The organism is Algoriphagus sp., from assembly GCF_030694375.1.
Taxonomy (GTDB): Bacteria; Bacteroidota; Bacteroidia; order Cytophagales; family Cyclobacteriaceae; genus Algoriphagus.
Genome location: NZ_JAUXYL010000042.1, coordinates 36,146 through 50,101, shown reverse-complemented (window position 1 = coordinate 50,101; position 13,956 = coordinate 36,146). Strand labels below are relative to the sequence as shown.

The 13,956-nt window shown below is 41.1% G+C and carries 15 protein-coding genes; 7 read left to right on the top strand and 8 right to left on the bottom strand.

The window, feature by feature from the left end; all coding sequences use genetic code 11:
- The 6 genes from Q8M62_RS17795 to Q8M62_RS17770 all read right to left on the bottom strand — a co-directional run.
- On the bottom strand, window positions 1–764 hold a 764-nt coding region (locus Q8M62_RS17795), incomplete at its 3' end, for an SPFH domain-containing protein (RefSeq protein WP_305668233.1).
- 218 nt (window positions 765–982) lie between these two features.
- Window positions 983–1,939 (bottom strand): signal recognition particle-docking protein FtsY, encoded by a 957-nt coding sequence (ftsY, locus tag Q8M62_RS17790; protein WP_304901695.1) that lies wholly within the window; start codon window positions 1,937–1,939, stop codon window positions 983–985.
- A 92-nt stretch (window positions 1,940–2,031) separates the two neighbouring features.
- Window positions 2,032–2,184 (bottom strand): DUF4295 domain-containing protein, encoded by a 153-nt coding sequence (locus Q8M62_RS17785; protein WP_304901696.1) that lies wholly within the window; start codon window positions 2,182–2,184, stop codon window positions 2,032–2,034.
- Between the two features lie 37 nt (window positions 2,185–2,221).
- Window positions 2,222–2,404, bottom strand: a complete 183-nt coding sequence (rpmG, locus tag Q8M62_RS17780; RefSeq protein WP_009036148.1) for a 50S ribosomal protein L33 — start codon at window positions 2,402–2,404, stop codon at window positions 2,222–2,224.
- Window positions 2,405–2,436: 32 nt separating this feature from the next.
- Window positions 2,437–2,679, bottom strand: a complete 243-nt coding sequence (gene rpmB / locus Q8M62_RS17775) for a 50S ribosomal protein L28 (RefSeq protein WP_092733452.1) — start codon at window positions 2,677–2,679, stop codon at window positions 2,437–2,439.
- 99 nt (window positions 2,680–2,778) lie between these two features.
- Window positions 2,779–2,934 carry a DUF5522 domain-containing protein gene (locus Q8M62_RS17770; protein WP_304901697.1) on the bottom strand — a complete coding sequence of 52 codons (156 nt, stop codon included), beginning with the start codon at window positions 2,932–2,934 and terminating at the stop codon, window positions 2,779–2,781.
- A 72-nt stretch (window positions 2,935–3,006) separates the two neighbouring features.
- Here Q8M62_RS17770 and rocD point away from each other — a divergent pair, with 72 nt between their 5' ends.
- From rocD to Q8M62_RS17735, 7 genes are all read left to right on the top strand, one after another.
- Entirely contained in the window at window positions 3,007–4,278 is a 1,272-nt protein-coding gene (rocD, locus tag Q8M62_RS17765) for an ornithine--oxo-acid transaminase (RefSeq protein WP_370690569.1), read from the top strand.
- 70 nt (window positions 4,279–4,348) lie between these two features.
- Entirely contained in the window at window positions 4,349–5,002 is a 654-nt protein-coding gene (locus tag Q8M62_RS17760) for an HAD family phosphatase (RefSeq protein WP_304901698.1), read from the top strand.
- Window positions 5,003–5,242: 240 nt separating this feature from the next.
- On the top strand, window positions 5,243–6,454 hold the full coding sequence (locus Q8M62_RS17755) for a porin (RefSeq protein WP_304901699.1): 1,212 nt from the start codon (window positions 5,243–5,245) through the stop codon (window positions 6,452–6,454).
- Window positions 6,455–6,573: 119 nt separating this feature from the next.
- Window positions 6,574–7,539, top strand: a complete 966-nt coding sequence (gene hemB, locus Q8M62_RS17750; RefSeq protein ID WP_304901700.1) for a porphobilinogen synthase — start codon at window positions 6,574–6,576, stop codon at window positions 7,537–7,539.
- A gap of 516 nt (window positions 7,540–8,055) precedes the next feature.
- On the top strand, window positions 8,056–9,354 hold the full coding sequence (locus tag Q8M62_RS17745) for an ammonium transporter (RefSeq protein ID WP_370690570.1): 1,299 nt from the start codon (window positions 8,056–8,058) through the stop codon (window positions 9,352–9,354).
- 115 nt (window positions 9,355–9,469) lie between these two features.
- Window positions 9,470–10,645, top strand: a complete 1,176-nt coding sequence (locus Q8M62_RS17740) for a porin (RefSeq protein WP_304902274.1) — start codon at window positions 9,470–9,472, stop codon at window positions 10,643–10,645.
- Between the two features lie 295 nt (window positions 10,646–10,940).
- Window positions 10,941–11,303 (top strand): hypothetical protein, encoded by a 363-nt coding sequence (locus Q8M62_RS17735; RefSeq protein ID WP_304902273.1) that lies wholly within the window; start codon window positions 10,941–10,943, stop codon window positions 11,301–11,303.
- Window positions 11,304–11,334: 31 nt separating this feature from the next.
- Here Q8M62_RS17735 and Q8M62_RS17730 read toward each other — a convergent pair whose 3' ends face one another.
- Both Q8M62_RS17730 and dnaK read right to left on the bottom strand, forming a co-directional pair.
- Window positions 11,335–11,709: a co-chaperone GroES family protein gene (locus tag Q8M62_RS17730; RefSeq protein WP_304902272.1), complete on the bottom strand. Its 375-nt coding sequence runs from the start codon at window positions 11,707–11,709 to the stop codon at window positions 11,335–11,337.
- A gap of 126 nt (window positions 11,710–11,835) precedes the next feature.
- A complete protein-coding gene (gene dnaK, locus Q8M62_RS17725; protein WP_304902271.1) occupies window positions 11,836–13,749 on the bottom strand; it encodes a molecular chaperone DnaK in 1,914 nt (637 codons plus the stop codon).
- Window positions 13,750–13,956: the final 207 nt, after the last annotated feature.

Sequence of the window (13,956 nt, the reverse complement as noted above, 5' to 3'; positions counted from 1 at the left end):
GCTTTTTTGTCATCATCAAATTCAATGATGTCTTTCATTTTCAAGTCATGTAGTGCCATCTCTACCATGCCAACTGCTCCATCTACAATCTTGCGACGTGCCGCAACAATAGCTGTCGCTTGTTGTCGCTGGAGCATGGCGGATGCGATTTCTGAGGAGTATGCTAAGTGAGAAATTCTGGCTTCAATCACTTTGATACCGGCATGTTCGAGTCGTTCTGAAATTTCCAATTCAAGGGAGTGGTTGACTTCCTCGACTCCAGATCTCAAGGTGATTTCTGCATTTTCAGCCTCAAAATCGTCATAAGGATACTTTCCTGCCATTTTTCGGACTGCTGCGTCAGTTTGTAAGTGAACGAAGTTTTCATAATCTTCCACATCAAAGGTGGCTTTGAATGTGTCTTGTACCTGCCAGACTACGATTGTGCCGATCATGACGGGATTTCCGATCTTGTCATTCACCTTGACAGGCTTGTTTTCAAAGTTTCTTACTCGAAGAGAGATTTTCTTTTTTGTCATAAAGGGATTCACCCAGAAAAAACCGTAAGCTTTCACTGTTCCTTTGTATTCCCCAAATAAAAGCATCACCAGCGCTTTGTTAGGCTCTACAATAAAGAACCCCGGTATACAGGTAATTGACAAAAAAAGGAGGATACCTCCCTCGATGGCCATCTCTTGGGTAAAGAGGTAAATAGAGGCTGCGATTCCGGCTAAAGCCATGAAAAGATAGATGTAGCCTGAAGCGGGTTTGATTACTTTTTCCATTTCATTATGATGTTAAAATGATATCATTGTGAATTACGAAAAAATAATTCTATTGTTCAAATTTTTGCAAAAAAAAATACCCCAGAAATTTTGGGGCATTTGGTGAAATCGAGCCTGCCTGAGGCAGACAGGCATGACTAAATAGTCACAAAATGGGATGATTAGTCCATTCCATATGACAGCTAAAAACAATTATAAACACATCAAACTGGTTGATATTATTTCTTTTTGAAAAGTGAATCCACAAATTCCTTTCGGTTAAATAGCTGAAGATCCGTCATTTTTTCACCCACACCGATGTATTTTACTGGGATTTTGAATTGGTCGGAAATTCCGATTACAACTCCTCCTTTGGCTGTGCCGTCAAGTTTGGTGATAGCTAAAGCAGAGATTTCAGTCACTTTGGTGAATTCTTTTGCTTGAATAAATGCATTCTGTCCAGTCGAACCATCCAACACCAATAGAATTTCATGAGGCGCATCCGGGATAAACTTTTGCATCACCCGTTTGATTTTGCTCAATTCATTCATCAGATTGACTTTGGTGTGTAGCCTTCCCGCTGTATCGATTATGACGATGTCAGCGCCTGAGTCCATCCCTTGTTTGACGGCATCAAATGCCACTGAGGCCGGGTCGGTATTCATTCCATGCGAAACCACCGGTACACCCACGCGATCACCCCAGAGAATCAGCTGGTCCACAGCAGCGGCCCGGAAAGTGTCTGCGGCGCCGAGCACTACTGATTTTCCTGCATTTTTAAAAAGATTGGCCAGCTTTCCGATGGTAGTTGTTTTACCCACTCCATTGACTCCCACCACCATGATGACGTAGGGTTTCTTGTCAGAAGGAATGTCAAAATCCAAAAGATCCTGGGTATTATTTTCTTCAAGAAGCGAAGCTATTTCCTCTCTAAGGATTTCATCCAGTTCGGAAGAATTCAGGTATTTGTCCCTGGCTACTCGCTCTTCTATTCTTCGGATGATCTTGATTGTAGTGTCCACACCTACGTCTGAGGTGATGAGGATTTCCTCCAGTTGATCGAGTACTTCCTCGTCGACTTGGGATTTACCGACGACAGCCTTACTTAGCTTGGAGAAAATGGATTCACTGGTTTTTTGAAGTCCCTGATCGAGACTTTCTTTTTTTTCTTTTGAGAAAAACCCAAAGATTCCCATGAGGTGCTATTATTAAAAGTGGAATATAATGAAAAAGTCCCTCCTGATTAATTACCAGAGGGACTTTTAGTGCATTAGGATGCGCTATTCAATTATTTTTTCAAGGTCTCTTGCACCAATGTGGAAGGAACCATTTCTTCTCTGAAGGTGTAAGCACCGGTCTTTTCAGACTTTACTGCTCTGATCACTTTGGCGTAAGTTACGCCACCTTCTTTTTTTAGGGTTGCTACTACTTTCTTAGCCATTTCTTTGTCGTTTAAGCGGAATTACTTCCGAGCTAAATTATTTAATTTCTTTATGAACAGTAACCTTTTTCAAGATTGGGTTGAATTTTTTCAATTCTAATCTCTCAGTCGTGTTCTTTCTGTTTTTTGTTGTGATATATCTTGAAGTACCTGGCATGCCTGAGTTTTTATGCTCTGTGCATTCCATAATCACTTGTACTCTATTTCCTTTCTTAGCCATCGCTGTATTGGTTTAAGGGACTGTGACTTTGATTATTTAATAACAATCATACCCGTATCCTGAGCTTTTTTCAAAACTGCGGTGATACCGTTCTTATTGATTGTCCTCAATGCTTTGGAGCAAACTTTCAAAGTAATCCATGCGTCTTCCTCTGGTACGTAGAAGCTCTTCTTGTGAAGATTTGGGTAAAATCTACGCTTGGTTTTGTTGTTTGCATGGGACACGTTGTTACCTACTTGAGGTCTTTTTCCGGTAATGTCACAAACTTTTGCCATGATATAGTATCGTAAATTGGATGCGTTTCTGTAATGAGTCTGCAAATATCGGAACTTTTCGGGAATTAACAACAAGCAGTTTTAAAATAATTCCTTATTTCAATTGGCTTTTGTGAATGGACAGTGTTTGCATCCATTTCCGCAGCAAAAGCCCCTTTTGAGATGGTATTTTTCTGTAAAAACCATTAAGCCTTGCTCGTTAATATAAAAGTCCTCTTCAGTTACTTTTGGTAAAGGGTTCTTTCCTTGTTTCATGGATTTGCCAAAAGGCAATTACTATATTTGAGAGTCTTATCTTTTTCAATATCGCGTAAAAATAACGAAATCATGGATACCATTTCTACCAGTAAGCAAGCAATACAACTCGAGGACAAATACGGGGCTCATAATTATCATCCATTGCCGGTAGTCTTGACTAGAGGAGAAGGTGTCTTCCTTTGGGATGTTGAGGGTAAAAGGTACTTTGATTTTCTATCTGCTTATTCGGCGGTCAATCAGGGACATTGTCATCCCCGAATCAAAAATGCCATGATTGAGCAAGTAGGCACATTGACACTAACCTCAAGGGCTTTTTATAATGACATCCTTGGTCCATTTGAGAAGTACATTACGGAGTATTTTGGATTCGACATGGTTTTGCCTATGAATACAGGCGCTGAAGGGGTCGAAACAGCAGTAAAACTGGCCAGAAAGTGGGGCTATGAGCGAAAAGGGGTGTCTGAATATCAAGCGAAAATCATTGTGGCGGAAAATAATTTCCATGGACGTACGACTACAATCATCTCATTTTCCAATGATGCCAATGCGCGTAAAAGTTTCGGTCCATTTACAGACGGATTCATCCGTATACCTTATAATAATATAGACGCACTTAAAGAGGCGTTGAAAATTGAAGGAGTTGTAGGTTTCCTGATCGAACCGATTCAGGGTGAAGCTGGTGTCTATGTTCCGGAGGAAGGTTATTTAAGAAAAGCAAAAGAAGCCTGTGCTGCTCAAAATGTTCTGTTCATCGCCGATGAAATTCAGACGGGAATTGCAAGAACCGGATCCTTGCTTGCGGTGTGTGGAAATTGCACCTGCGAGGGGCATTGCGAAAAGCAAGAAACTTATACCAAACCTGATATTTTGATTCTGGGAAAAGCTATTTCAGGAGGATTCTATCCCGTGTCCGCCGTATTGGCCGATCGTGAAATAATGGATGTCATCAAGCCGGGGCAACATGGATCAACTTTTGGAGGAAATCCACTTGGGGCTAAAGTAGCTATGACAGCGCTTGAAGTGGTGAGAGATGAAAAATTGGCCCAAAATGCCCGCAAGCTTGGAATTATCTTTCGTGAGCGGATGCAGAAAATGGTGGACAAAAATCCCATTGCCAAACTGGTTCGTGGTAAAGGCCTACTCAATGCGGTCGTGATCAATGATTCTCCAGAAAGCACTACAGCTTGGGATATCTGTGTGAAGCTTGCTGAGAATGGACTTTTGGCAAAGCCTACCCATGGGAATATCATCCGGTTTGCCCCACCATTGGTTATGACAGAAGAGCAGCTTCATGAGTGTTGCGATATCATCGAGAAAGTAATTTCTGAATTCAATAAATAGGTTTCCCGTGACAATTTTGGGGTCGCCTTTATTCTTTTACAAAGGCGACCTTTTAATTAATAAAGTTCCGATGTCAAAAGCAGTAATTTTCGATATGGATGGCGTCATTTGCCACACGAATCCATTTCATTCCCAAGCCTTCAAAATCTTCTTCGAAAAGCGAAATCTATTCCCGACAGAGGATGAATTTATGCTTCACATGTACGGGAAAAATAACGGCTACATTTTAAGTCATTTTCTGGGTAGAAAAATTGAAGGGCAGGAATTGCTTGAACTTGAATTTGAAAAGGAAAGTCTTTTCCGTGAAATCTATCAACATCATGTAACTCCCATCCCGGGGTTTTTGGAGTTTTTTCATGAATTGAGAAATGGTGACTTCAAAACTGCTGTAGCCACATCTGCGCCATTTGCCAATCTTGAACTGATTGCAGGAACATTGGATCTATTTCCTCATTTGGAATCAGCACTTGCCAGTGAGCATGTCAGTAAGCACAAGCCTGATCCCGAGGTTTATTTGAAAACAGCCAAAAACATTTCACTTAATTCGAGTCAGTGTGTGGTTTTCGAGGATTCTTTTTCTGGCGTGAGCGCTGCAAAGAATGCCGGGATGAAAGTTGTTGGAGTCCTGTCTTCCCATTCCATTGAGGAGTTACCGATTTGTGATTTTTACATCAGAGATTATTCCGGCTTGGAGATTAGCAGGGTAGCAGCGTTATTGGAATAATCCAAAATCGCTTAACATTAAATTCAAGATTTTTTAACATTGTAATTAGACTTAACATTGGGATAATATTATAAAGTTTATTTGTTGAATTTGAGTGAGGTTTTTTGGGTAGAATGTGGAGAAAAAATATATAATTTTTTAGTTCAGTTAACGGATTGATAACCCCTGATTCACTTTTAGTACATGTTGCAGTGCGACCTTTGTCTTGCTGTACAATTATTAATTTAAAATCTTTCCTGTATGCGAATCCGCTTCGCTGCAGCGCTTGTCATCCTGACAATGTTTTCAATAAGTGCTTTTGCAAGGAGCACCGATGAAGACTCGCTGCTGATTAAAAAGGCTGAATCTTCAGCTAAAGTAGAATGGTATGATCGTATTCAACTGAGAGGGTATGCCCAACTCAGGTATAATGGGCTTTTGGAAACAAATTCTAATCTCAAATGCGATCAATGTGATAAATCTTGGGGAGGAGATGGAGGAGGATTTTTCTTTCGTCGAATTCGTCTGATTTTTTATGGTCAAATTCATCCACAGGTTTATTTTTACATCCAACCAGACTTTGCCTCTGGAGGAGGTAACTTTGCTCAAATCCGAGATGCATATTTTGATGTTGCCTTCGATCAAAAACAAGAATTCCGAATTCGAATTGGGCAATCCAAAGTTCCTTTTGGTTTTGAAAACATGCAATCAAGTCAAAACCGGATTCCCTTGGATCGAAATGATGGTTTGAATTCAGCAGTGCCGAATGAGCGGGAATCGGGAGTGTTTTTTTACTACGCCCCACAACACATCCGTAAGCGATTTAGTCAATTGGTGTCTTCAGGATTAAAGGGTTCAGGCGATTATGGGGTATTTGGATTGGGTGTATATAATGGACAAGGACCAAATGCACTTGATAAAAATAAGAATCTAAATATTGTTTCCAGGATTACGTATCCTTTTGAGTTGCCAACGGGGCAGTTTTTGGAAGCCTCGTTTCAGGGATATACCGGTAAGTATATAGTAAATCGAAATGTAAATACTGATTTTGATCAAGACGAATTTCAAGAACTTCGTTACGGGCCATCTTTTGTGATCTATCCGCAGCCATTTGGACTTCAGGCTGAATACAACTGGGGAAAAGGACCTCAATATAATCCGGAAACGAATGATGTCGAGGATGCACCTATCAGGGGTGGGTATGTCTTGGCTTCATACATGAAAAAAACCGGACAAGGTGCAATTATCCCTTTTACACGCTATCATTATTTTTCTGGGGGAAAGAAGTTTGAACTGGATGCCACTCGACATCGCGTCAATGAATTGGAAATTGGAGTGGAATGGCAGTTTAACAAAGCTTTTGAATTAGTCACTATGTACACGATTTCGGATCGTTCCGCACAAAATTCCAGGGATCCATTCAATAGTGAAAAAGGAAGCCTCCTCAGGATTCAGGCTCAGGTAAATTTTTAGGCGTAGAAAGCGAAGGGCCTAAAAGCATCTCTTTTAAATAAGGGATGCTTTTTTAGGTTTAAAGCAAAAGTTTAAGACCGCTATGGTTAACTTTGCCATTGTTTATTAGCCAGAATAAAATGCAAAGAAGACCCCGAAGGAACCGCAAATCTGAGTCAGTGAGAAGTTTGGTGGAAGAAACCAGCCTTTCGGTCAAAGACCTGATATTTCCACTTTTTTTAATCGATGGATCAAAAAAAAAGTCAGAAGTCAGTTCCATGCCTGGAATTTTCAGATTTTCTCAAGATCTCATGCTTAAGGAAATTGAGGAGTGTATGAAATTGGGGATATCCGCTTTTGATGTTTTTCCCGCTTACCCTGAATCCCTCAAGGACTCCAGGGCAACAGAAAGCCACAATCCTGAGACTTTTTATCTCAGGGCTCTTCGAGAGATCAAAAAGCAATTTCCCGAAATATGCCTGATGTCAGATGTTGCCATGGATCCCTACAGCAGCGATGGGCACGACGGATTGGTGAAAAACGGTAAAATAATCAACGATGAAACGCTTGAAATTCTGGGGAGAATGTCTTTGGCACAAGCAGATGCAGGTGTGGATATCCTAGGTCCCTCAGATATGATGGATGGGAGGGTTGGATTTATCCGTAATGTTTTGGACGAAAATGGATTTGCTGACACCTCTATTATGTCCTATACTGCCAAATATGCAAGTGCTTTTTACGGTCCTTTCCGGGACGCTTTGGATTCAGCCCCAAAATTCGGTGACAAAAAAACATATCAAATGAATCCGGCCAATTCAAAAGAGGCCTTGATTGAAGCAGATTTGGATATGGAAGAAGGGGCAGATTTTTTGATGGTGAAACCGGCCTTGTCTTACCTGGACATCATTAAACTCCTGAGTGATAATTATCCTGTTCCAGTGGCCGCTTATAATGTTTCAGGCGAATACAGTATGGTTAAGGCTGCGGCAGCACAAGGTTGGTTGGATTCTGAACGTGCAATGCTCGAAATCTTACTCTCCATCAAGAGATCGGGTGCAAAAATAATCCTCACATACTTTGCAAAAGAATTTGCACGACTAAAATAAGTCTATCGCTTACTTATCTCATCAAAAACCCGATTCAATCGGGTTTTTTTTTGCTCTTTGGTTAAATATGAGCCATCTATTTTCAATTTATAGAGTCAAAAAATAATTTCAGGTTAAAAAAAATCCAAAATAATTGAAAATTATGTTTTTCATAAATTTCGTCAAATGAATTAAAATTCTAAAAATTGGATAAAATCAGAATATAATTTTAAAAAAAAGCTGTTTGATGTTTTATGCCACTGTTTGGCGGTTTTCGTAATCGTTTTCATAAAATTTCATAAAGATTTACCAAATATTATTTTTTCATTTATATGGATAGCAAAAGAGTCTAAAAAAGATCAATAATTGAAAAAAATGTAAAAAATGGTTCAAAAATCATATCAAAAAGCTTAATAAAATGATAAAACAAAAAAAATCAGTTTGTTTTTATGCCTTTTTTATAATTACATTCGATTCAATATTTAGCTATCAAACCTATTTAAATTCTGAAAACGTTCAAAATTTAACCTAAAACCTATGATGTATTTCGCAACCCTGTTGGCCCAAGATTTGGCCGCAACCCCGGATTTGGCCTTAGAGATTTCTCAAAATCTACTGACGACAAATAATGTTTGGATGATGCTTTCCACTGCCTTGGTGTTTATCATGCACCTTGGATTTGCAGGGGTAGAGACTGGATTTGGCCAGGCCAAAAACACAGTCAATATCATGTTCAAAAACACAATCACCCCAATTATCGGAATTGTGTCCTATGCTTTAGTAGGATTTTACCTCATGTATCCGGGCTTTGAAGTGCCTGGTTGGTTTAGCTTCGACTCCGCTGGGTGGAACATGTTCTGGTTTTCTCCTGCTGATGCCGATGTTACTTCTGGGTATGCCGATGGAGGATATACCTATTGGACAGACTTTCTCTTTCAGGCTATGTTTGCTGCAACAGCTGCTACGATTGTATCCGGGGCTATCGCCGAGCGGGTTAAAATTTCGGCCTATTTGATCTTTACTTTATTGTTTGTCGGTTTGGTTTATCCCTTGATCGGCAGCTGGAAATGGGGCGGAGGAGCACTTGACGATATGGGCTTTTATGATTTCGCAGGTAGTACTTTAGTTCACTCAGTGGGTGGATGGGGTGCCTTGGCTGGAGTGATTTTGGTAGGCCCGAGAATAGGTAAATATGTAAATGGCAAAACTGTAGAGAAGCCAGGAGCGAGCGTACCCTTGGCTGTGATAGGAGTTTTCCTGCTTTGGTTAGGGTGGTTTGGCTTTAATGGGGGATCTGTTCTTTCCGCTGATCCTGCCTTAGTTTCCTCTGTATTAGTTATCACCTCTTTAGGAGCATGTGCCGGTGGTCTGGGAGGGTTTTTCACCGCCTATTTTACCTTCAAAAGGCTTGATCTTGGAATGCTTCTTAATGGAATCTTGGCGGGTTTGGTTGGAATTACGGCAGGTGCAGATGTGTTTACTCCCGCAGCAGCGTTATTGATTGGTTTTGTGGCCGGTATTCTGGTGGTACTTTCCGCTGTCTTCTTAGACAAATTGAGACTCGATGATGTGGTAGGTGCAGTTTCTGTTCACTTGACTTGTGGAGTTTGGGGAACTTTAGCCGTGGGTATATTTTCCACCAATCCTGACCATTCGTTCTTAGCTCAATTAATAGGTGTAGCAGTCTGCGGAGCAATGGCTTTTGGCTCAGCATTCCTGATCTTCTACATTTTAAAAGTGACAATGGGTATCCGGGTTTCCGAAGAACACGAGAAAAGCGGATTGGATTCTCACGAACACGGAATCCGCGGCTATACCATCGTCTATGACGAATAGTCCCTTATTTATATAAAAAAAAAGACCCCCGCCTGGAGAAAAAAACGCGACTCTCTTTCGGCCAGACTGGGGATCTATTGGTCAACTCTATCATTCACCAACACTCAAAATTAAAATGAAAAATTTATCCCTACTAATACTATGTGTGGTTTTATCCACCTTTCAAAATGCTTTCGCTCAAGAAGAGACTACTGAAGAGACCGGTTCTCTGACACTATCAGGTTCAGTAGATGCTTATTTCCGAACAAATCTTAATGCTCCCAACAAAGGAGAAAGCTTCCAAGCCCCAGCCTCCTCTTTTGGGAATCTTCCGGGATTTTCCCTAGGTATGGCCAATATCATTGCGACCTATCAGGGCAAAAAAGTTGGTGCCGTTGCTGACTTAGTATTTGGTCCAAGAGGTGAGGATGCAGTTTTTGGTTCTCCGCTTTATGGCGGAGGAATGGCTGGAAGCTCCCAGATCGTAAATCAGCTGTATGTCTATTGGAATGTGTCTGACAAAGTCACGCTCACTATGGGTAATTTCAATACTTTCCTCGGATACGAGGTCATCTCTCCAACGGCCAATTTCAATTATTCTACCTCATACATGTTTTCTTACGGACCGTTCTCCCACACTGGATTGAAAGCGAATTTTCAGCTTTCTGACAAATTCTCTTTTCTTGCTGCTGTGATGAATCCGACTGATATGACTGAGTTTAACCTAATAGGTACCTATACGCTCGGGGCCCAGCTTGGATATTCAAGTGATGCAGGTAGTACCTACCTGAATTTTGTGTATGGCGATCAAGATGGCAAATTGAGCAATGATGGTACGTTGATCACTGATCAGTCTTCTTTAGGAAAAACATTCCAGGTGGATTTGACCACTGGGTTTGATCTGTCCGATAAGTTTTATCTTGGTTTCAATACCACTTACAATACGACGAGCTCCGGTGAGTTTTTTACAGGATCTGACATTCAGAATGTAAACGGCGATGGCGCCGGTTTTTATGGATTTGCTGGATATTTACAGACCAAGCCTTCAGATAAGTTTGGAATTGGGTTCCGTGGAGAATACTTCAGTGTGTTCAACAATGGCTTGGAAGGTGTAGTGGGATTAAATCCCACAACTGGAGATGGGGGCGTATTTGCAGCAACTCTTTCTGGGAACATCAAAGTTGGTGGCAACCTGACCTTGATTCCAGAGCTTAGAGTAGATAGCATGAAAGAAGAGTTTTTCGTAAATAAAGATCTCAATGGAAGTAAAGGCTTGGCTTCATTCCTATTAGCTGCAGTTTTTGCCTTCTAATATTGAAAATTTAAACAGGGTCTATTGTTAAATTAAAGCCGGGGTGAATTTCACCTCGGTTTTTTATTTTTTATGAAAAGTGAATTAATTTAAGTTGTAATAAAGACGAAAATTCTCTGAAAAAGTGAAAATTTGGAAATCTCCGGTTTAGAATTAAATGCTGTTTGTTATCGGTTAAAACATGAAATAAGAACAATATTTGCTTTTTGAGGGCCTTTTTGATCTAAATCAACTGATTTTTGAAACCCTAGGTCTCAAAAATTAGTATAGTTTTGTACTACCCAAATGTACAGCTATGAAAAAGTTGACCCTGTTTATTTCCGCATTCCTAATTTCTACACTTTCGTTTTCCCAAGATATGTTGATGGGACCTAAGTTTAAAAATGCATCAGTTGGAACAGTTCAAGGGCCAAAAATCACTTTGGTTCATGAGTCCCACCCTTCTGCCTTGCAAGGTCCAGCCGCTAAGAATACCGAAGTATGGATGAGTGAACCTGCATCAAAGCTTAAAATTGGTTTCCGAGACACTATCGATAACCCAAAAGGACTTCAAGCTAAAAATAGAAATCCTTGGGATAAGAAGCCCTCAAGCGTGGACACTAAAGCAGTTTACGAAGAGCCAAAATCAATGAGGTCAAAGAAATCTTGGATTCACTAAATCAGAATAGCCCGGTCATCCGGGCTTTTTTTTATAGTTCTGTTTCCCGCTCCAGCATCAAAATAGCCCCTTGGGATACGATAAAATATTTTTCGCCTTCATAAATTACTTCATGAGCCCCTGAGAGAAGAAAAATGGCTAAGTCCCCTTCTTTTGCCTGAAGTGGAACATACTTAACTTTTTCCTCCTGATCCATCCATGGCTCACTATCTTCTACAGGCATCGGAATAGGATATCCAGGCCCAGCTTTAATAATGTATCCTTGCTGCACTTTTTCTTTTTCCTGCACTCCGGGGGGAAGGTAAAGCCCTGACCCCATTTTCTCGTTTGGTTTTTTTAACCTGATCAAAACCCGGTCACCCACCACAATTAGTTTCTTCAATTTATTTTCTGCTGTAAGTCGCATCTCATTTTTGAATTGAATCAAGAATAAGAGCCAAGAGTCTTGATGATTAAATCCTAGATTCTTGGCTCTAAATAAAGAAACGGCACCAATCCGAAAAAAGGTGCCGTCTTATTGGTTTAGCTTGGATTACTTCTTGTCTTCGCTTACTTCTTCATAGTCTACATCCGAAACCCCGTCTCCGGCAGTTCCTTCTCCTGCATTGGCATCAGGTCCCGGCTGTGCACCAGCACCTTGGGTGGAATTGTACATTTCCTGAGAAGCACCTTCCCAAGCTTTGTTCAAGTTTTCCATTGCAGCATCGATACCTTCAAGATTTTTGGATCCATGTGCGGATTTCAATGCTTCCAAAGCGGAACTGATGTTAGCCTTGTTTCCATCGGAAAGTTTGTCCCCATATTCTTTCAGCTGCTTCTCAGTTTGGAAGATTAGGCTGTCAGCTTGGTTTAACTTCTCGATTTTTTCTTTTTCGGCCTTATCAGAAGACGCATTGGCTTCCGCTTCACGCTTCATTCGTTCGATATCGTCCTGTGAAAGTCCGGAAGAAGCTTCGATTTTGATCTTCTGCTCTTTTCCAGTTCCCTTGTCCTTTGCAGATACATTCAGAATACCATTAGCATCGATGTCGAATGTAACTTCGATTTGTGGAACGCCTCTTTGTGCAGGTGGGATATCAGAAAGTTGGAATCTTCCAATGGATCTGTTGTCCTTGGCCAAAGATCTTTCACCTTGAAGCACGTGGATATCTACTGCAGGCTGATTGTCTACTGCTGTGGAGAACACTTCGGACTTTTTGGTAGGAATAGTGGTGTTGGATTCGATCAGTTTGGTGAAAACACCACCCATGGTTTCGATTCCCAAAGAAAGTGGAGTGACGTCCAATAGAAGCACGTCTTTCACTTCACCGGTCAATACACCACCTTGAATAGCTGCGCCAATTGCCACAACCTCATCAGGGTTTACACCCTTAGACGGCTTCTTTCCGAAGAATTTCTCAACTTCTTCCTGGATTTTGGGGATTCGGGTAGAACCACCCACCAAGATTACTTCGTCGATATCAGCAGCAGTCATATTTGCATCTTTCAAGGCCTTGATACAAGGATCCATCGATCTTCTTACCAAGGTTTCAGATAGCTGCTCAAATTTTGCACGGCTCAGCTGTCTAACCAAGTGCTTTGGTCCCGTTTGGGTTGCAGTGATATATGGCAGGTTGATTTCAGTAGAAGCAGAGCTGGAAAGCTCGATTTTAGCTTTTTCAGCAGCTTCTTTCAAACGCTGAAGTGCCATTGGATCATTTCTTAGATCAATTTGCTCTTCAGTTTGGAATTCATTAGCCAGCCAGTCGATGATTACTTGATCAAAGTCGTCTCCACCCAAGTGAACGTCACCGTTGGTGGATTTTACCTCGAAAACGCCATCGCCAAGCTCCAGGATAGAAATATCGAAGGTACCACCGCCAAGGTCATATACTGCGATTTTCATGTCTTGGTGCTTCTTGTCCATCCCGTATGCCAAAGCAGCTGCCGTAGGCTCGTTGATGATACGCTTTACTTCAAGACCTGCAATTTGTCCGGCCTCTTTGGTGGCCTGACGCTCTGCGTCGTTAAAATATGCAGGAACTGTGATGACGGCTTCAGTTACAGTTTGTCCCAAGAAATCTTCAGCAGTGCTCTTCATTTTCTGAAGAATCATCGCAGAAAGCTCCTGAGGCGTATAGGATCTGTCGCCGATTCTTACGACAACAGTATCGTTTGTTCCTTGCTCTACTTTGTAAGATGCATGCTTTTTCTCAGCTGAAACTTCAGAGAATTTCTTTCCCATGAATCTCTTTACTGAAGAAATGGTGTTTGCCGGGTTTGTGATAGCCTGACGCTTTGCGGGATCACCTACTTTACGCTCACCGTTTCCGTTGTCAAGAAAAGCCACAATTGAAGGGGTGGTTCTTCTTCCTTCGCTGTTTTGAATGACTACGGGTTCGTTACCTTCCATTACGGCTACGCAGGAGTTGGTGGTACCCAAGTCAATGCCTATAATTTTTCCCATTGTTATATAGATTTAGATAGTTGCATTAATTGTACAATCCCCTTTCTTCAAGGCTTGTGCCACTGGAGAAATTCTACTTTTTGGTGCCAGATTGTCAGTCAACCTGCCATGGATTTAATCGGATAAAAATCGATTTGTCACTTTTTGGAAAATTAGGCTAGCCGATTTTGGCAGGCTTTCTCAAAAAATAAAATAGTTGTGCAACCT